This window comes from Naumannella halotolerans (assembly GCF_004364645.1).
GTDB lineage: Bacteria > Actinomycetota > Actinomycetes > Propionibacteriales > Propionibacteriaceae > Naumannella > Naumannella halotolerans.
Genome location: NZ_SOAW01000001.1, coordinates 866,931 through 883,237 on the forward strand (window position 1 = coordinate 866,931; position 16,307 = coordinate 883,237).

General features: G+C 68.5%; 12 protein-coding genes. 9 read left to right on the forward strand and 3 right to left on the reverse strand.

The window, feature by feature from the left end; genetic code table 11:
- The first annotated feature begins 65 nt into the window (after positions 1-65).
- The 3 genes from hrpA (at position 66) to CLV29_RS04080 (ending at position 5,731) form a co-directional block, all read left to right on the forward strand.
- Complete coding sequence (hrpA, locus tag CLV29_RS04070; protein ID WP_133753760.1) at positions 66-3,827, forward strand: ATP-dependent RNA helicase HrpA; 3,762 nt, start codon at positions 66-68, stop codon at positions 3,825-3,827.
- 123 nt (positions 3,828-3,950) lie between these two features.
- Positions 3,951-4,847: a PAC2 family protein gene (locus tag CLV29_RS04075; RefSeq protein WP_133753761.1), complete on the forward strand. Its 897-nt coding sequence runs from the start codon at positions 3,951-3,953 to the stop codon at positions 4,845-4,847.
- Complete coding sequence (locus tag CLV29_RS04080) at positions 4,847-5,731, forward strand: acyl-CoA thioesterase (RefSeq protein WP_133753762.1); 885 nt, start codon at positions 4,847-4,849, stop codon at positions 5,729-5,731. The genes CLV29_RS04075 and CLV29_RS04080 overlap by 1 nt, the downstream gene beginning before the upstream one ends.
- 63 nt (positions 5,732-5,794) lie before the next feature.
- Here CLV29_RS04080 and CLV29_RS04085 read toward each other — a convergent pair whose 3' ends face one another.
- Positions 5,795-6,757 carry a sigma-70 family RNA polymerase sigma factor gene (locus CLV29_RS04085; protein WP_133753763.1) on the reverse strand — a complete coding sequence of 321 codons (963 nt, stop codon included), beginning with the start codon at positions 6,755-6,757 and terminating at the stop codon, positions 5,795-5,797.
- A 266-nt stretch (positions 6,758-7,023) separates the two neighbouring features.
- Here CLV29_RS04085 and CLV29_RS04090 point away from each other — a divergent pair, with 266 nt between their 5' ends.
- From CLV29_RS04090 to CLV29_RS04115, 6 genes are all read left to right on the forward strand, one after another.
- The gene (locus CLV29_RS04090) at positions 7,024-7,908 is read left to right on the forward strand and encodes a sulfite exporter TauE/SafE family protein (RefSeq protein WP_133753764.1); all 885 of its coding nucleotides are present in this window, start codon (positions 7,024-7,026) and stop codon (positions 7,906-7,908) included.
- A gap of 125 nt (positions 7,909-8,033) precedes the next feature.
- Complete coding sequence (locus CLV29_RS04095; protein WP_133753765.1) at positions 8,034-9,077, forward strand: iron-siderophore ABC transporter substrate-binding protein; 1,044 nt, start codon at positions 8,034-8,036, stop codon at positions 9,075-9,077.
- A 10-nt stretch (positions 9,078-9,087) separates the two neighbouring features.
- Positions 9,088-10,155 (forward strand): FecCD family ABC transporter permease, encoded by a 1,068-nt coding sequence (locus CLV29_RS04100; RefSeq protein WP_133753766.1) that lies wholly within the window; start codon positions 9,088-9,090, stop codon positions 10,153-10,155.
- A complete protein-coding gene (locus CLV29_RS04105) occupies positions 10,152-11,198 on the forward strand; it encodes a FecCD family ABC transporter permease (RefSeq protein WP_133753767.1) in 1,047 nt (348 codons plus the stop codon). Before CLV29_RS04100 ends, CLV29_RS04105 begins: the two co-directional genes overlap by 4 nt.
- Complete coding sequence (locus tag CLV29_RS04110) at positions 11,195-12,004, forward strand: ABC transporter ATP-binding protein (protein ID WP_133753768.1); 810 nt, start codon at positions 11,195-11,197, stop codon at positions 12,002-12,004. Before CLV29_RS04105 ends, CLV29_RS04110 begins: the two co-directional genes overlap by 4 nt.
- 75 nt (positions 12,005-12,079) lie before the next feature.
- Positions 12,080-12,538, forward strand: coding sequence for an RrF2 family transcriptional regulator (locus CLV29_RS04115; protein WP_133753769.1), 459 nt, complete (start codon positions 12,080-12,082; stop codon positions 12,536-12,538).
- Between the two features lie 47 nt (positions 12,539-12,585).
- Here the strand turns inward: CLV29_RS04115 and CLV29_RS04120 are convergent, their stop codons facing one another.
- Entirely contained in the window at positions 12,586-15,027 is a 2,442-nt protein-coding gene (locus CLV29_RS04120) for a DNA gyrase/topoisomerase IV subunit A (RefSeq protein ID WP_133753770.1), read from the reverse strand.
- 137 nt (positions 15,028-15,164) lie between these two features.
- Positions 15,165-16,208: an App1 family protein gene (locus CLV29_RS04125; RefSeq protein WP_133753771.1), complete on the reverse strand. Its 1,044-nt coding sequence runs from the start codon at positions 16,206-16,208 to the stop codon at positions 15,165-15,167.
- Positions 16,209-16,307 lie beyond the last annotated feature (99 nt).

Consider the following 16,307-nt stretch of genomic DNA (forward strand, 5'->3'; position numbering starts at 1 on the left):
AGCCGACGGACCCACCGCAGCCGGATCGTCGGCGTGCGGGCCGCAGCGCGTACGCTGGGCGGGTCATGAGCACCACCCCCGAGACCCCGCTGTTGACCCCGGACCCGCAGCTGCCGGTCAGCGCCAGGGCAGGCGACATCGCCCACGCCCTGCAGACCCATCAGGTGCTGGTGATCGCCGGGGAGACCGGTTCGGGCAAGACCACGCAGCTGCCGAAGATCTGCCTGGCGGCCGGCCGGCGCAACATCGCCCACACCCAGCCACGGCGGATCGCGGCCCGATCGGTCGCCGAGCGGGTCGCGGCCGAGACCCGTACCGAGTTGGGGGATCTGGTCGGGTATCAGGTGCGATTCCAGCGGCGGGCAGGCCGCAACACCCGGTTGAAGATCATGACCGATGGTGTCCTGCTGGCCGAGATCACCCATGATCGTGATCTTCGTGCCTACGACACGATCATCATCGACGAGGCACACGAACGCAGCCTGAACATCGACTTCCTGCTCGGATACCTGAAGCAGTTGCTGCCCCGGCGACCGGAGCTGCGGGTGATCATCACCTCGGCCACGATCGACACCCAGCGCTTCTCCGCGCATTTCGACGATGCGCCGGTGATCGAGGTCCCCGGGCGGACGTACCCGGTGGAGATCCGGTACCGGCCCCCGGAGGTCACCGACGGTGAGGTCGACCCGATCGCCGCGATCGGCGATGCGGTCACCGAGCTGTCCACCGAGGGTGACGGCGACATCCTGATCTTCCTCTCCGGCGAACGCGAGATCCGCGACACCGCCGAGGCGTTGACCGCGATGAAACTGCCGCGGACCGAGGTGCTGCCGCTGTTCTCCCGCCTGTCGGCGGCCGAACAGCACAAGATCTTCTCCGCGCACAGCGGCCGCCGGATCGTCCTGGCCACGAACATCGCCGAGACCTCCCTGACCGTTCCCGGGATCAAGTACGTGATCGACCCGGGGACGGCCCGGATCTCGCGCTACTCGACCCGGACCAAGGTCCAGCGCCTACCGATCGAACCGATCTCCCAGGCCTCGGCCAACCAGCGCGCCGGGCGCAGCGGACGGACCAGTCCGGGCATCTGCATCCGGCTCTACAGTGCCGAGGACTTCGACTCCCGACCGGAGTTCACCGAACCGGAGATGTTGCGCACCAACCTGGCGTCGGTGATCTTGAAGATGGCCGATGCCGGGCTGGGGGAGATCTCCTCCTTCCCGTTCGTCGAGGCCCCGGACAGCCGAGCGATCGGCGACGGTCTGCGCCTGCTGCACGAACTCGGTGCCCTGCGGGACAAACCGGGACGCTCGACGGTCAGACTGTCCGAGATCGGCCGCCGATTGGCCAGGATGCCGATCGACCCGCGGCTCGGCCGGATGCTGTTGGCCGCCGATCGTGGCGGCTGCCTGCGTGAGGTGCTGATCATCGTGGCGGGACTGTCCATCGTCGACCCCCGGGAGCGGCCGACCGAGGAGCGGGCCCGGGCCGATGAACTCCATCGCCGGTTCTGGACCCCCGATGCCGATGCCGAGGGGGCCGACGGGCCACGCAGTGACTTCCTCGCCTGGGTGTATCTGTGGGAGTACCTGCAGCGGCGCCAGGGATCGCTGTCGGGCAACGGTTTTCGGCGGATGTGTCGCGACGAGTTCCTGCACTTCCTGCGGATCCGGGAGTGGCAGGACCTGCACGGTCAGCTGAAACAGATCTGCTCCGAGCTCGGACTGACCCTGAACTCGCGGCCCGCTGCCCCCGATGAGGTGCACGCAGCCCTGCTCAGCGGTCTGCTCTCGCAGATCGGCCTGGCCGAGGTCGCCGAACGCAAACCCGCGCGGGGAAGGCGTCCCGGACTGCAGGAGTACCTGGGCACGCGAGGGGCGAAGTTCGCGATCAATCCCGGTTCGGCACTGGCCCGGACGCCTCCCGAGCTGGTGATGGCGGCCGAGCTGGTGGAGACCGGGCGGCTGTGGGCGCGCACCGTCGCCGCAGTCAGCGCCGACCAGATCGAGACAGTCGGGGCACATCTGCTCACCCGTACCCACTCCGAGCCCTACTTCTCCACCCGCAGTGGTGCGGTGCTGGCCCGGGAACGGGTCAGCCTGCTGGGCGTGCCGATCCGCAACGACCGGATGGTTCCCTACGGCAAGATCAACACCGCCGAGGCCAGGGAGATCTTCATCCGTGCCGGTCTGGTCGAGGAACAACTGCGTACCCGCCTCGACTTCTTCGAGCACAACCGGGCCGTGCGCGCCGAGGCCGAGGAACTCGCCACCAGGTTGCGGCGCCCGGAGCTGATCGACGACGAGGTGATCTTCGGGCTCTACGACCGCAGACTCGGTCAGGAGGTGACCTCCCTGGGCCATCTGCAGACCTGGCTGAAGAAGGCCGACGACCCGGAGGCGTTGCACTTCGAGCTGGCCGATCTGGTCGATGACCAGTCCGACGGTCTGGCCCAGTTCCCCTCCGACTGGCAGGTCGACGATCTCGAACTGCCCATCGCCTATGTCTTCGAACCCGGTGCCGGTCATGACGGGGTGACCGTCGACGTACCGCTGACCGTTCTCCACCGGCTCTCACCCGATCCGTTCGGTTGGCAGGTCCCGGGGCTCCGCCAGGAACTCGCGGTGGCCATGATCAAGAGCTTGCCGAAGCCCCTGCGGACCAACTTCGTACCCGCTCCCGATCATGCTCGCCGCGCCCTGACCGAGATCGAGAGCCTGCGGCTCGACCCGTCGACGTGCTCCTTCGCCTCGGCCATGGCGCGGGCCCTGACCCGGCTGGCGGCACCGGTCGGTGCCGCCGACTTCGACCCCGACCGGATCCCGGACCGGTTGCGGATCCGGTTCCGGGTGCTCGACCCCGACGGCACCGAGGTGGCCGTCGGGGAGGACCTGGTGGCACTGCAACGCCAGTTGGGCACCACCGCTGGGGAATCGTTGACCGCCGAGTTGAGCGATACCGCCGAGTCGCTGGTGACAGGGCAGAACACCTGGACCTTCGAGCCGATCCCGACCGAGGTGAGCAAGGGGGAGGCGCACGGTTTCCCCGGATTGGTCGACGAGGGCCCGACGGTCGGACTGCGGATCCACGCCGACCGGTCCCGGGCCGAGATCGAGCATCGACGAGCGATCGCGCGCCTGCTGGTGCTGACCACGCCCGACCCGACCAACTGGGTGATCTCCAGGCTGTCGAACACCGACAAGCTGACCCTGGCCGGATCGCCGTATCCTTCGCTGTCGGCCCTGATCGCCGACGCCCGTCTCCGCGCCGTGTCCGGACTGGCCCGCCGGGACGGTGACCCGGCAGGGGTACGGGATCGGGCCGCATTCGACCGACTGCGCGAGCGGGTACGCGCCGATGCCGCACCGGAGACCGCACGGATCGTCACCGTGGCCGCCGATACCGTACGTGCCCATGCCCAGGTGCAGCAGGCGATGAGCAGGCTGCCGGCTTCGGATGAGGCCCTGGCCGATGTCGCCGAGCAGGTGGAGAACCTGATCTTCGACGGGTTCATCGCTGCCACCGAGGAACCCCAGCTGAGCCAACTCCCGCGTTATCTGCGGGCGGCCGCGTTGCGGTTGGACTCCTTGCCCGGTTCGGCGACCCGGGACCAGCGGGGGATCGACGAGATCTGGCCGCTGGAGAATGCCTACGCCGAACTCGTCGCCGCCCAGCCCGACGGCCCATTGCGGCCGGAGGTGATCGAGATCGGCTGGCAGCTGGAGGAACTGCGGGTGAGCCTGTTCGCCCAGAGCCTCGGCACCCGGATGCCGGTCTCGGCCAAACGGGTACGCAATGCGATCGCCAAGGTACGGGCGGCGACCTGACCGCCGAGCACTCCGGACCGCCCGAGCGCTGCCGACCACGGCCGTTGCGTCATTCCGGTCGTCGGCACCACCGGCGCGTGAGTCGACCGGAGTCGGACTCCGCAGGCCGGTAGGGTGGCGCTCATGTTGGATCCCGAGCAGCTCTTGGAACGCACTGAACCTGCTTACTTCGAGTTCCGTGATCGACATCGTGACGAATTGGTGCTGCTGCATTTCTTCGAGGGGTTCGTCGACGCCGGGCAGGTCGGCCACACCCTGTCCAAGCAACTGCTCGCGCACTGTGAACACGAGGTGATCGCCACCCTCGACGTCGATCAGCTGCACGACTACCGCAGTCGTCGACCGGTGATGACCTTCGACACCGATCACTGGGATGCGCTGCGGCCGCCGGAGCTGTTGTTGCACCGGGTGGTCGACGGTGCCGGTACCGAGTTCGTGGTGATCACCGGCCCGGAACCGGACATGCAGTGGGAGCGGGCGAGTGCGGCGGTGAAGATCCTGGCCGGTGAACTGGGGGTCAGCACGGCCGCGACCGCCTACGGGATCCCGATCGGCGTCCCGCACACCCGGCCGACGACGATCACCGGGCATTCCAGCGAAGGTGACCTCTCCCAGGACAATGCGCTGTGGCTGGGCCGGATCGAGGTACCCGGCAGCATCGGGTCGATGCTGGAGATGCGGCTGGGGGAGGTCGGGGTGCGTTCCCTGGGGCTGGCCACCCACGTACCTCACTACCTGTCCGCGGCGCCGTTCGGCCAGGCCGTGCTCGCCGCGACCCGTCGACTGTCGGAGGTGACCGGATTGGAACTACCGCTGGACGGGCTGGCCGAGGCGGCGCAGAAGAATCTGGTGGAGATCAACACCGAGATGGAGTCCTCGGCCGAGGTGCGTCAGGTGGTCGCCGGGCTGGAGGAGCAGTACGACAGTGGCCTGGGGACCCAGCAGGTTCCCTCGGCCCAGGAGATCGGTGCCGAGTTCGAGCGGTTCCTCGCCGAGCGGGACAAGGGAGAGGATCGCTGATGCCGTCGACCATGCAGGAGTTGTCCCGGCTGCTCGATCTGGAGGAGATCGAGATCGGTCTCTTCCGGGGGGCGCAGCCGATCACCCAGATGCAGCGGGCCTTCGGCGGCCAGGTCCTGGCCCAGGCGCTGATGGCCGCCTCCCGTACCGTCGACCCGGCGCGGCCGGTGCATTCCCTGCACGCCTACTTCCTGCGTCCGGGGCGGACGACCATGCCGATCATCTACGACGTCGAGTTCACCCGCGACGGTGGTTCGTTCTCCTCCCGGCGGGTGCTCGCCCGGCAGAACGGCTCGGTCATCTTCACCTTGTCGGCCTCCTTCCACAGCGCTGAGGTCGGCTACGACCATGCCGACGCGATGCCGGCCGATGTGCCGGCACCGGAGGACTGCATCCGTCTGTCGGATCTGCAGGAGGAGCTGACCGGTCGGCCGGCCCCGATCTGGCAGTCCGAGTTCGGCGTGCTGGACTTCCGATTGGCCGGTACGTCGACGCCGGGCGGCGGATTGGAGAGTGCCGAGCATCCGGCCCGCGCCCGGATGTGGGTGAAGCTGAACGACGAACTGGTCCTGCCCGACGGTGCCGACAGCGGCCTGTGGCATCGGGCGGTGCTGGCCTATGCCTCGGACCTCTCCCTGCTGGCGGCGTGCCTGGTGCCGCACGAACTGAACCAGTTCAAGGTGCAGATGGCGTCGTTGGACCACAGCATGTGGTTCCACCGCCCCTTCCGGGCCGATCGCTGGATGCTCTACGACCAGGTCTCGCCGTCCGCCTCCGGGGGTGTCGGCCTGGCGACCGGGCGGCTGTTCCAGGACGGGGTGTTGTTCGCCTCGGTCGCCCAGGAGGGCCTGATCAGACCGCTCGACGGCGCCGCCGGAGCCTGAGTGCGACGAACATGACGAACGGCCCCGGGGACAATTCCCCGGGGCCGTTCGGTGTCCGACGGCTCAGGCAGCCAGTTCGCTCTGGCGGAGCTTGGCGATCGCGTGCCGCTCGATCTGCCGCACGCGCTCGGCGGTGATGCCCCAGACGGCGCCGATGTCGGCCAACTTGGCCTGACGGCCGTCGAGCAGGCCGTACCGGCGACGCACGACGTCGGCCGAGCGATCGTCGAGGCTCTCCAGCATCGACTCCAGCCGGGCGCTCTCCTCGGCGTTCAGCACCATCTCGTCCGGACCCGGCATGGGCTCGCGGGCAATCAGATCACCGAGGGCGGTGTCGCCGTCCTCCTCGACCGGGGCGTCCAAGGAGACGTGGTCGCGGCCATAGCGGATCAGGTCGACGACCCGGCCGGGATCGACATCCATCTCGGCGGCGATCTCGTCCAGCTCGGGCTCGCGCCCGAGCTTGCGCTCCAGGTTGCGCCGGATGGCGTTGACCTGGTTGACCTGCTCGGCGACATGCACCGGCAGCCGGACGATCCGACCCTGCTGGGCGATTCCCCGGCTGATCGACTGCTTCACCCACCAGGTGGCATAGGTGGAGAACTTGAAGCCCTTGCTGTAGTCGAACTTCTCGACCGCCCGGATCAGGCCGGTATTGCCCTCCTGGACCAGGTCGAGCAGGGGCATCTGGGAACGGCTGTACTTGCGGGCGATGGAAACGACCAGTCGAAGGTTCGCGTTGGTGAACTGCTGCATGGCCCGTTCGCCCTCGGCGACCAGCGCTTCGAGTTCCTCGGTCTTGACCCGGCTCGCCCGGCCGACTGCCTCCCGGCGCATCGGCGCGGTGACCGTTCCGTCCAGGATCTTGCTGGCGTACAGACCTGCCTCGATGGTGCGGGCGAGTTCGACCTCCTCGGCTGCGCTGAGCAGCGGGGTCTTGGCGATTCCGTCCAGGTACAGACCGACTGCGTCCTTGCCGTCGATGCCGTCGTTAGCACGCTGACGCTGAGCTGTGGTGATGGCCATCGGTGGTCCCTTTCTGTGGGTTACATACAGCACAACGTCGAATGGGGGCCCGAGGATTCCCGATCGACCCTGACCCAACCCTGAACCGGCCCGAGGTCTTACCCGGCGAAGGACCAGCCAGACCCTGGTGATACTGCGCGCACTGTCCGCTGGGTGATACGGATTCGGATCCGGCGCCGAGGCAATGTCTACTGAGTTGCCGAAGAAGATCGTCATCCAGGTCCGCCGGTGCGACGGTCACGAGGACAACGGTGGAGTGAACACACATGCGCAACCTGATCATCCTGGGCGTGGTCGGATTCATCGCCCAGCTGGTCGACGGCTCGCTGGGCATGGCCTACGGGGTGACGTCCTCCACCATGTTGCTGGCGGTCGGTGTCGCGCCCGCAGCCGCCTCGGCGGCCATCCACTTCTCCGAGATCGGGACGACGGTGGTCTCGGGGGTCTCCCATTGGCGGCTGGGGAATGTCGACTGGCGAGTGGTCGGCACGATTGCCGTACCCGGTGGTATCGCTGCCTTCGTCGGGGCCACCTTCCTCTCCTCCCTCGACGGCGATCTCGCCAAACCCTTCGTCGCGGTGCTGCTGCTCGCACTCGGGGTGTACGTCCTGTGGCGGTTCCTGCGGCTGCGCGGTGAACGGCCGCAGTTCCGGGGCCGTCCCTCGAAACTGCTGCTGGTGCCGATGGCCTCGGTCGCCGGTCTGCTGGACGCGATCGGTGGCGGGGGCTGGGGTCCGGTCGGTACGCCGACCCTGCTCGCCTCGGGAACCATGGAGCCGCGCAAGGTGGTGGGCTCGATCGACACCTCCGAGTTCGTCGTCGCCGTCGGCGGGTCGCTGGGATTCCTCTTCGCACTCGGCGCCCAGGGCATCGACTTCCGGATCGCCGCCGCCCTGCTGGTCGGCGGGGTGCTGGCTGCGCCGCTCGCAGCCTGGCTGGTGAAGCGCCTGCCCGCCCGGATCCTGGCCGTCGCGGCAGGCGGTCTGATCATCGTCACCAACAGCTACACCCTGCTCGGAACCGCTGAGCCGGCCACACCGGTGGTCGTGGTGGTGATGGGTGTCCTGCTGCTGGCGTGGGCGGGTCTGATCACCTGGGCGGTACGCCAGGAGCGACGCGCGAGCAGGGATCTCGCCGAGGTGAATGTCTGATCCGGCCGTGACTCAACTCACGGAAGTTCTGCCGGGCGGCTGATTGGCCGGATCCCCGGACGATGGCTTAGGTTTGCCTAAGCTGAGTCGCCCGGCGAGGTGGCGACCGATCTGCAAGGAGATTCATGTCCGTGCGCGCACTCGCAGTCGCCACCACTCTCGCCGGCAGCCTCGTGCTGGCCGCCTGTGGCGGTGTCGCGGCCGATCAGACCGATCCCGGCCCCGCCGCCGAGGACCAAGGTGGCAGTGGAGCGGCCTTCCCGGTCACCGTGCAGCACGCCTACGGCGAGACCGTGATCCCCGAACAACCCGAGCGGATCGCCACCGTCGGCTGGAGCAACCAGGAGGCCGCGCTCGCCCTCGGCGAGGTGCCGGTGATCATGGAGAAGGCCACCTGGGGTGACGACGACGGCGACGGGGTGCTGCCCTGGGTCGAGCAGAAGCTCACCGAGCTGGGCGCCGAGACCCCGGCCATGTACGACGGCACCGACGGAGTCGACTTCGAGGCCGTCGCCGATTCCGCCCCCGATGTGATCCTGGCCGCCTACTCCGGCCTGAGTCAGGACGACTACGACACCTTGAGCCAGATCGCCCCGGTGGTCGCCTACCCCGATGTCGCCTGGGGCACCACCTGGCAGGAGACCCTGACCCTGAACGGCACCGCACTCGGCAAACAGGCCGAGGCCCAGGCACTGGTGGACGACTACGAGAACCAGATCCAGGAGGCCGTCCAGGGTTATGAGAACCTCGACGGACAGGGTGCCGCCTTCACCTGGTTCGACGTCGACGACCTCTCCCAGGTGGGCTTCTACACCACCGTCGACCCCCGGGCACGGTTCCTCAGTGAACAACTCGGACTGGCCGTACCGGAAGCTGTTGCAGCTGCCGGTGAGGAGGTGTTCAATTCCAACGTCAGTGCCGAGGCCGTGGACACCCTCTCCGATCTCGAGGTGATCGTCACCTACGGCACCGAGGCCGATCTGGCGACGGTACGGGAGGATCCGCTGCTCTCGCGGATCCCGGCGGTCAAGAACGGCGCCATCGTCGTCCTCGACGACGTGGCCGATCCCACCCTGGCAGCTGCGGCCAACCCGAGCCCGCTGGGCATCCCGTACCTGATCGAGAACTACCTGCCGCTGATCGAAGAAGCCGCCGCCAAGGCCAACTGATCTGTTCGGTATGACCACGGTCCCGCCGCCGACGCGTGAGGCGATCGGCTCCACGCCCGGGTCCGGCGCCGGCAACCGTCGGCGCCCGACTTCGGTGCGTGTACTCACCGTGGTGGTGCTGCTGATCCTGATCGGGATCGCCGGCATCGCCTCGGTCACTCTCGGTGTTCTCGACGTCACCTTCGACGATGTGCTGGCCGGGCTGGGCGGGTCGGAGCAGACGACCGGACAGGCGGCGGTGGTCAAGCGACTGCCGCGTACCGTGCTGGCCATGGCCGTCGGTGCCGCGCTCGCCGTCTCCGGTGCGGTGATGCAAGGGGTCACCCGGAACCCGCTGGCGGACCCGGAGATCCTCGGGGTCAATGCCGGTGCCGCGCTGGCGGTGGTGATCGGGATGACCTTCCTCGGGGCGGGTTCGAATCTGTCCCACATCGCGCTCGCCATGGTGGGCGCGATGGCGGCCGCCGTCTTCGTCTACACCCTCGGTTCCCTCGGGCAGGGAGGTGCCACACCACTCAAGCTGGCGCTGGCCGGTGCGGCCACCGCGGTCGCCCTGAGCTCGCTGGTCAGCGCGATCCTGCTGCCGCGGGCGCAGGCGATGGAGGAGTTCCGGCGCTGGCAGGTGGGCGGGGTCGGCGGCGGCAGTTGGGACAAACTGCAGCTGATGGCCCCCTTCCTGATCGTCGGTGCGCTCATCTGCTGGTTCTCCGCGCGGTCGCTGAACTCGCTGGCGCTGGGGGACGCGATGGCCGCCGGACTGGGGGAGAACATCACCCGCGCCCGGCTGGTGGCCGCCGTCGGCGCGGTCGTCCTGTGCGCGGTGTGCACCGCGATCGCCGGCCCGATCGGGTTCGTCGGACTGGTCATACCGCACCTGTGCCGGGTGCTGGTGGGTGTGGACCACCGCTGGTTGATCCCGGTCTCGGCGCTGGCCGGGGCAGCCCTGCTGACGGTCGCCGATGTGGTCGGCCGGCTCGTCGGCGGCACCGAGGAGATCCAGGTCGGCATCATCACCGCCGTGATCGGAGCACCGTTCTTCATCTGGATCGTCCGCCGACAGAAGGTACGCGAACTGTGAGCGCCACCGTCTCCGAACAGACCCTGCAGCGGGTCGCGGCCGGACGCCGCCGGCGGGCGCGGCGCCGGGCGATCGTGACCTGGAGCCTGCTGCTGGCCGTGGCCCTGGCCTTCTGTCTCAGTCTGCTGCTCGGGCGTACCTTCTACTCCCCGGCCGAGGTGCTCGGCGTGATCCTCGGCCACGACGTCCCGGGAGCAGGCTTCACCGTCGGTACGCTGCGGCTGCCGCGGGCGGTCACCGCTACCTTGGTCGGACTGGCCTTCGGTCTGGCCGGTGCCACCTTCCAGACCATGCTGCGCAATCCGTTGGCCAGCCCCGACATCATCGGCATCACCTCCGGCGCCAGCGCAGCAGCGGTGATCGGCATCCTGGTGCTCAGTCTGGCCCCGGGCGCCATCGCCACCTTGGCGCTGGTGGCGGCGCTGGCGACGGCCCTGATCATCTACGTCGTCGCCTACTCCGGGGGTGTGGCGAACACCCGGCTGATCCTGGTCGGCATCGGGATCTCGGCCATGCTCGACAGTGTCGTGCTCTACGTCCTCTCGCGGGCGGCCGCCTGGGACCTGCAGGTGGCCACCCGGTGGCTCACCGGGAACCTGAACGGTGCCACCTACGAGCGGACTGCACCGCTGGCAGTGGCCTCGCCGGTGCTGGTGCCGCTGCTGTTGTTGCTCCTGCGCAATCTGGAGACCATCCGGATGGGTGATCAGACCGCGACGGCACTCGGGGTACGGGTGGAGTGGACCAGGCTGGGCCTGATCGTGGTCGCAGTGGCGCTGATGGCCTTCGCCACCGCCGCGGCCGGCCCGATCTCCTTCGTCGCCTTCCTCTCCGGGCCGATCGCCGCCCGGTTGCTGGGACCGGTCGGTTCGCCGGTGCTCACCTCGGGGCTGGTCGGTGCCCTGCTGGTACTGGTGGCCGATTTCGCCGCCCAGTACGCCTTCGGCACCAAGTTCCCGGTGGGTATGGTCACCGGAGCTCTCGGCGCCCCCTTCCTCGTCTACCTACTCGTGCGGACCAATCGAGCCGGAGGATCCCTGTGACCGAAGAACACACCCTGGTGGCCGAGGACCTCGGACTGGCCTATGGCTCCCGGACGGTGGTCGACGGTCTCGACCTGAGCATCCCGCCGGGCGAGATCAGCGTGATCGTCGGGGCCAATGCCTGCGGCAAGTCGACGGTGTTGAAGGCGATGTCCCGGCTGCTGCTGCCGCACCACGGTGCGGTGCTGCTCGACGGCAAGCAGATCCACCGCTTGCCCACCAAACAGGTGGCCCAGACCCTGGGGCTGTTGCCGCAGTCACCGATCGCACCGGAGGGGATCGCGGTCTCCGACCTCGTCGGACGGGGACGTCATCCGCACCACGGGCTGGTCTCGCGCTGGACCGCCGAGGACGACCGGGCGATCGCCCGGGCCCTGGAGGTGACCGGCACGGTGGACCTGGCCGACCGGGCGATCGACGAGTTGTCCGGTGGCCAGCGGCAGCGGGTGTGGATCGCCATGGTGCTCGCCCAGCAGAGCGAACTGCTGCTGCTCGATGAGCCGATCACCTATCTCGACATCAGCCATCAGGTGGAGGTGCTCGACCTGCTGACCGATCTGAATCGGGACTTCGGGACCACCATCGTGATGGTGCTGCACGACTTGAACCTGGCTGCCCGCTACGCCGATCGGCTGATTGCGCTGGCCGGCGGTCGGTTGGTCGCCGAGGGCTCGCCGGAGGAGGTGCTGACCGCCGACACGGTGGCGGAGGTGTTCGGGATGCGCAGCCAGGTGGTGGCCGATCCGGTCTCCGGCAAACCGTTGGTGCTGCCGATCGGGCGGCACCATTCCTCGATGCCCGCCTGAGCCCCGGTTCGGGTCAGCCGGTGCAAATGCCGTGGCGGTCGTCACGGAGCGCGGGAGTGATGCGAGACTGGTGCGGTGCGGATCACGGCCAAATCTGACTACGGGGTACGAGCGATGATCGAGATCGCCCGACGCGAGGACGACGATCCGGTCAACGCCGATGAGATCGGCCGTGCCCAGGACATCCCCCGGGGCTTCCTGCTGGCGATCCTCGCCGACCTCCGACGTGCCGGCATTCTGATGTCCCAACGCGGGGCTTCCGGTGGCTGGCGGCTGGCCCGCCCGGCCGACGAGATCAGTGTCGCCGAGATCATCCGTAGCATCGACGGACCGCTGGTCAGTGTGCACGGTCTGCGGCCCGAGGCCGTCGCCTACAACGATGTCGCGACACCCTTGCAACTGGTCTGGATCGCAGCCCGCAGCAGCCTGCGGGAGGTACTGGACAATGTCACCGTGGCCGACCTGGCCGGTGGCACCCTGCCCGCCCGGATCCGGAAACGGACCGAGGACGAAGGGGCCTGGCAGCCGCGCTGAGCGGCCACCGCAACGTCGGCGTACCGGCCCCCGTGCGCCGGAGGGTTTCAGCCCAGCATGCCCGGCCCCAGACCGGCGATCGGCGCGGCGGCCGGGGTGCCCGAGCCGTCGCGACGGCCCTCGGCCGGCGGCAGGTCGACCGGCGTACCGGCCTCACTCATCGCCCGTGCCGGGGCCTTCCCGGCCCAGGCCAGCAGCAGCCTGTCCTCGCCCTTGAGGAAGCGGTGGCAGCGAACGCCGCCGGTGGCCCGGCCCTTGGCCGGATACTCGGCGAACGGGGTCACCTTCACGCTGCCGGCCTCGGTGCCCGGCAGGGCATCGGCCGATCCGGCGGTCGTCACCAGCACCGACTCGTCGGGGACCACGGCACCGAACCAGATGACCTGGGCCTTGGCGCCCAGTTTGATCCCGGCCACACCACCGCCGGACCGGCCCTGCGGCCGTACCGCGGAGGCGGCGAAATGCAGCAACGAGCCCTCACTGGTGACGAAGGCCAGTTGCCGGGTGTCGTCGGCCAGTTGGACCGCGCCGACCACCCGGTCACCGTCGGCGAGCCGGATCAAATCCCACGATTCCTTGCCCAGCACCTCCGGCTGCACCCGCTTCACCACACCGTGGGCGGTGCCCAGTGCCAGACCCGCGGCGTCCTCGGCGAGTGAGGCGAGGGCGATCACCTGTTCGTCACGCTCGAGGGAGACCAGTTCGGTGATCGGGGTGCCGCCCTGCAGATTCGGCGGACCGGCGGTCGGTGGCAGGGTCGGCAGGTCCAGCGCACTCAGCCGCAGCATCCGGCCGGCGCTGGTGACCACGCCGAAGTCGGCCCGGGCGGTGGTGGCGATCACCGAACCGATGACATCGTGATTGGCCCGGTCCTCACCGGTGGCGAGCGGCTCGGCATCGGTCGTCCGGGCGATCAGGCCACCGGGGGTCAACAACACGTGACAGGGATCGTCGGCGATCTCCAGCTCGGTCGTGGCAGCCGTCGGTCGGGCGGCCGAGGAGGCCAACAAGACCGTCCGCCGCGGCGTACCGAACTTCTTGGCGATCTCGGCCAGTTCGTCACCGACCACCGCGCGCAACCGGTCGGGATCGTCGATGATCTCGCCGAGGTCGGCGATCCGTTGCCGCAGGTCGTCCCGCTCGGCCTCCAGCTCGATCCGGCTGTACTTGGTCAACCGCCGCAACTGCATGTCCAGGATGTAGTTGGCCTGGGTCTCGGTCAGTTCGAAGACCTCGATCAACTTCTCCCGGGCCTGGGCGGAATCGTCGGCGCCGCGGATGATCGCGATCACGTCGTCGATGTCGACGATCGCGATCAACAGCCCGTCGACCAGGTGCAACCGGTCCAGTGCCTTGTCCCGGGCGAAGGTGGTACGTCGCAGCACCACCTCCAGCCGATGGTCCAGGAACACCTGCAACAGGTCCCGCAGGGACAGCGTCCGGGGCTGGCCCTCCACCAGCGCGACATTGTTGATCGAGAAAGAGTCCTCCAGCTTCGTCTTCGCGTACAACGCGTCGAGGATCGCCTCGGGGTTGAAGCCGTTCTTCACCTCGATCACCAGGCGGGTCGGGTTCTGCAGATCACCGAGGTCCTTCACATCGGCGATGCCCTGCAGTCGTTTGCCCTGGACCAGGGTCTTGATCTGCTCGATGATCTTTTCCGCACCGACGGTGTAAGGGAGTTCGGTGACGACGATTCCCTTGCGCCGGGCAGAGGTCTGCTCGATCCGGGCGGTCGCCCTGATCTTGAACGCACCGCGCCCGGTCTCGTAGGCCTCGGCGATCCCGCTGAGGCCGATGATCTTGCCGCCGGTCGGCAGATCCGGGCCCGGTACGTACTTCATCAACGTGTCCAGCTGGGCGTTCGGATGCTTCAACAGGTGCCGCAACGCCTGTACCACCTCGACCAGGTTGTGCGGCGGCATGTTCGTCGCCATCCCGACCGCGATCCCGCTGGCGCCGTTGACCAACAGGTTCGGGATCGCCGCCGGCAGGACGATCGGTTCGGTGCCCTTGCCGTCGTAGTTCGGTTTGAAGTCGACGGTGTTCTGGTCCAGTTCCTCGGTCATCGCCACCGTCGGCGTGGCCATCCGGCACTCGGTGTAACGCATCGCCGCCGGACCGGCATCGGGGGAGCCGAAGTTGCCGTGCGGATCCACCATCGGCACCCGCATCACCCAGGGCTGGGCCATCCGGACCAGGGCGTCGTAGATCGAGACATCACTGTGCGGGTGCAGCTTGCCCATCACCTCGCCGACCACCCGGGCGCACTTGACGTAACCGCGGTCCGGCCGCAGGTTCATGTCATCCATCGAGAACAGGATCCGCCGCTGGACCGGCTTCAACCCGTCGCGGGCATCGGGAAGCGCCCGGGAGTAGATGACCGAGTAGGCATATTCGAGAAAGCTCGTCTGCATCTCCGAGGAGACGTCGACGTCGAGCACCCGCTCGGTGAAGTCGTCGTCAGCGGTGGTGGTTTTCCGGGCCATCGGCTCGGGGTCTCCTTCCTGACAGGGCGATCGGCGGCACATCGGAGCCTGCGATCAGGGGGCCATTGTGCCGCCGGGCACCGACACCGCGTGGCAGGCGGGCGGCGTGTCCGCTCACCGGCTGTGAGCCGAGGGTCTCAGCCGACCAGGTCGGTGCTGCGCGAGCGGTGGTAGGCCCCCAGCGCCCGCCCGAGGGACTGGCCGTCGGGCCCGCGTACCTCCGGCGTCTGCAGACCCCGCGGCGGCCGGTCCAACTCGACCAGGGAACCGTGCGCGAGCACCTGCTCGCCGGGGGTCAACTGGCGGATGCCGATCGCCCGTACCCGACCCGGATGATCCTCGGCGAAGTGGGCGTAGATGCTCGGATCGTGCTGTCCGTCGTCGCCGATGAGCAGCCAGGAGGTACGGGGGAACTCCGTGGCCAGACGGCGCAACTGCCGTTCCTTGTGCTCGCGGCCGCTGCGGAACCAGCCCGTATTGGTCGGTCCCCAGTCGGTCAGCAGCAGCGGACCCAGCGGGAAATTGTGATGGGCGAGGAATCGTTCGAGCGTCGGGGCGACATTCCAGGCGCCGGTGGACAGGTAGAACACCGGCATGTCGGGGTGGCGCTGTTCCAGGGTCCGGTACAGCTCGGCCATCCCCGGTACGGCCTGGCGGGCACTCTCGTGCAGGACGAACGTGTTCCATGCCGCCAGCAGGGGCCGGGGCAGGGCAGTGGTGATCACCGTGTCGTCGATGTCGCTGACCATTCCGAGGTCGGCGGTGTCGTCGATCACCCGGATCCGGACCATGGTCGGTTCGGCCCGGCCGGCCCTGACCTCGACATCGTGCCATCCCGGCGCCAGTCCGGTGTGCGGCAACTTGGCGTCGACGAAACCGCCGCGGCCGGAGAAACCGACATAGGTGACATCGCCGAGGCGGAGTTCGACCGGAACCCGTTCGGCGGGTGCGGTGATGAAATTGCGCCAACCCCGACGATTCAGCGGCCGGTCGATCACCTTGATCCCGGTCGGGTTGGGGCTGAGGACGACCCGGCAGAGCACCCGGACGAACTCCGAACTGCCGTACCCGGTGTAGCCGATCACCCTCTCGCCCCACCCCAGATCGCGGACGACCCGCTGGATCAGGCGGTTCACACGATCTTCCACGCGCGCGGCGATGAACGGCCGGTCGGTCGACATGACCCAGACCCTACTCAGATTCGGTCCGCTCCGCTGAACCGGTGGTGGCGCGGCAGCGGCGAGACCGGATCCGGGGGTACGGCTGCGCAGCGTGTCGGG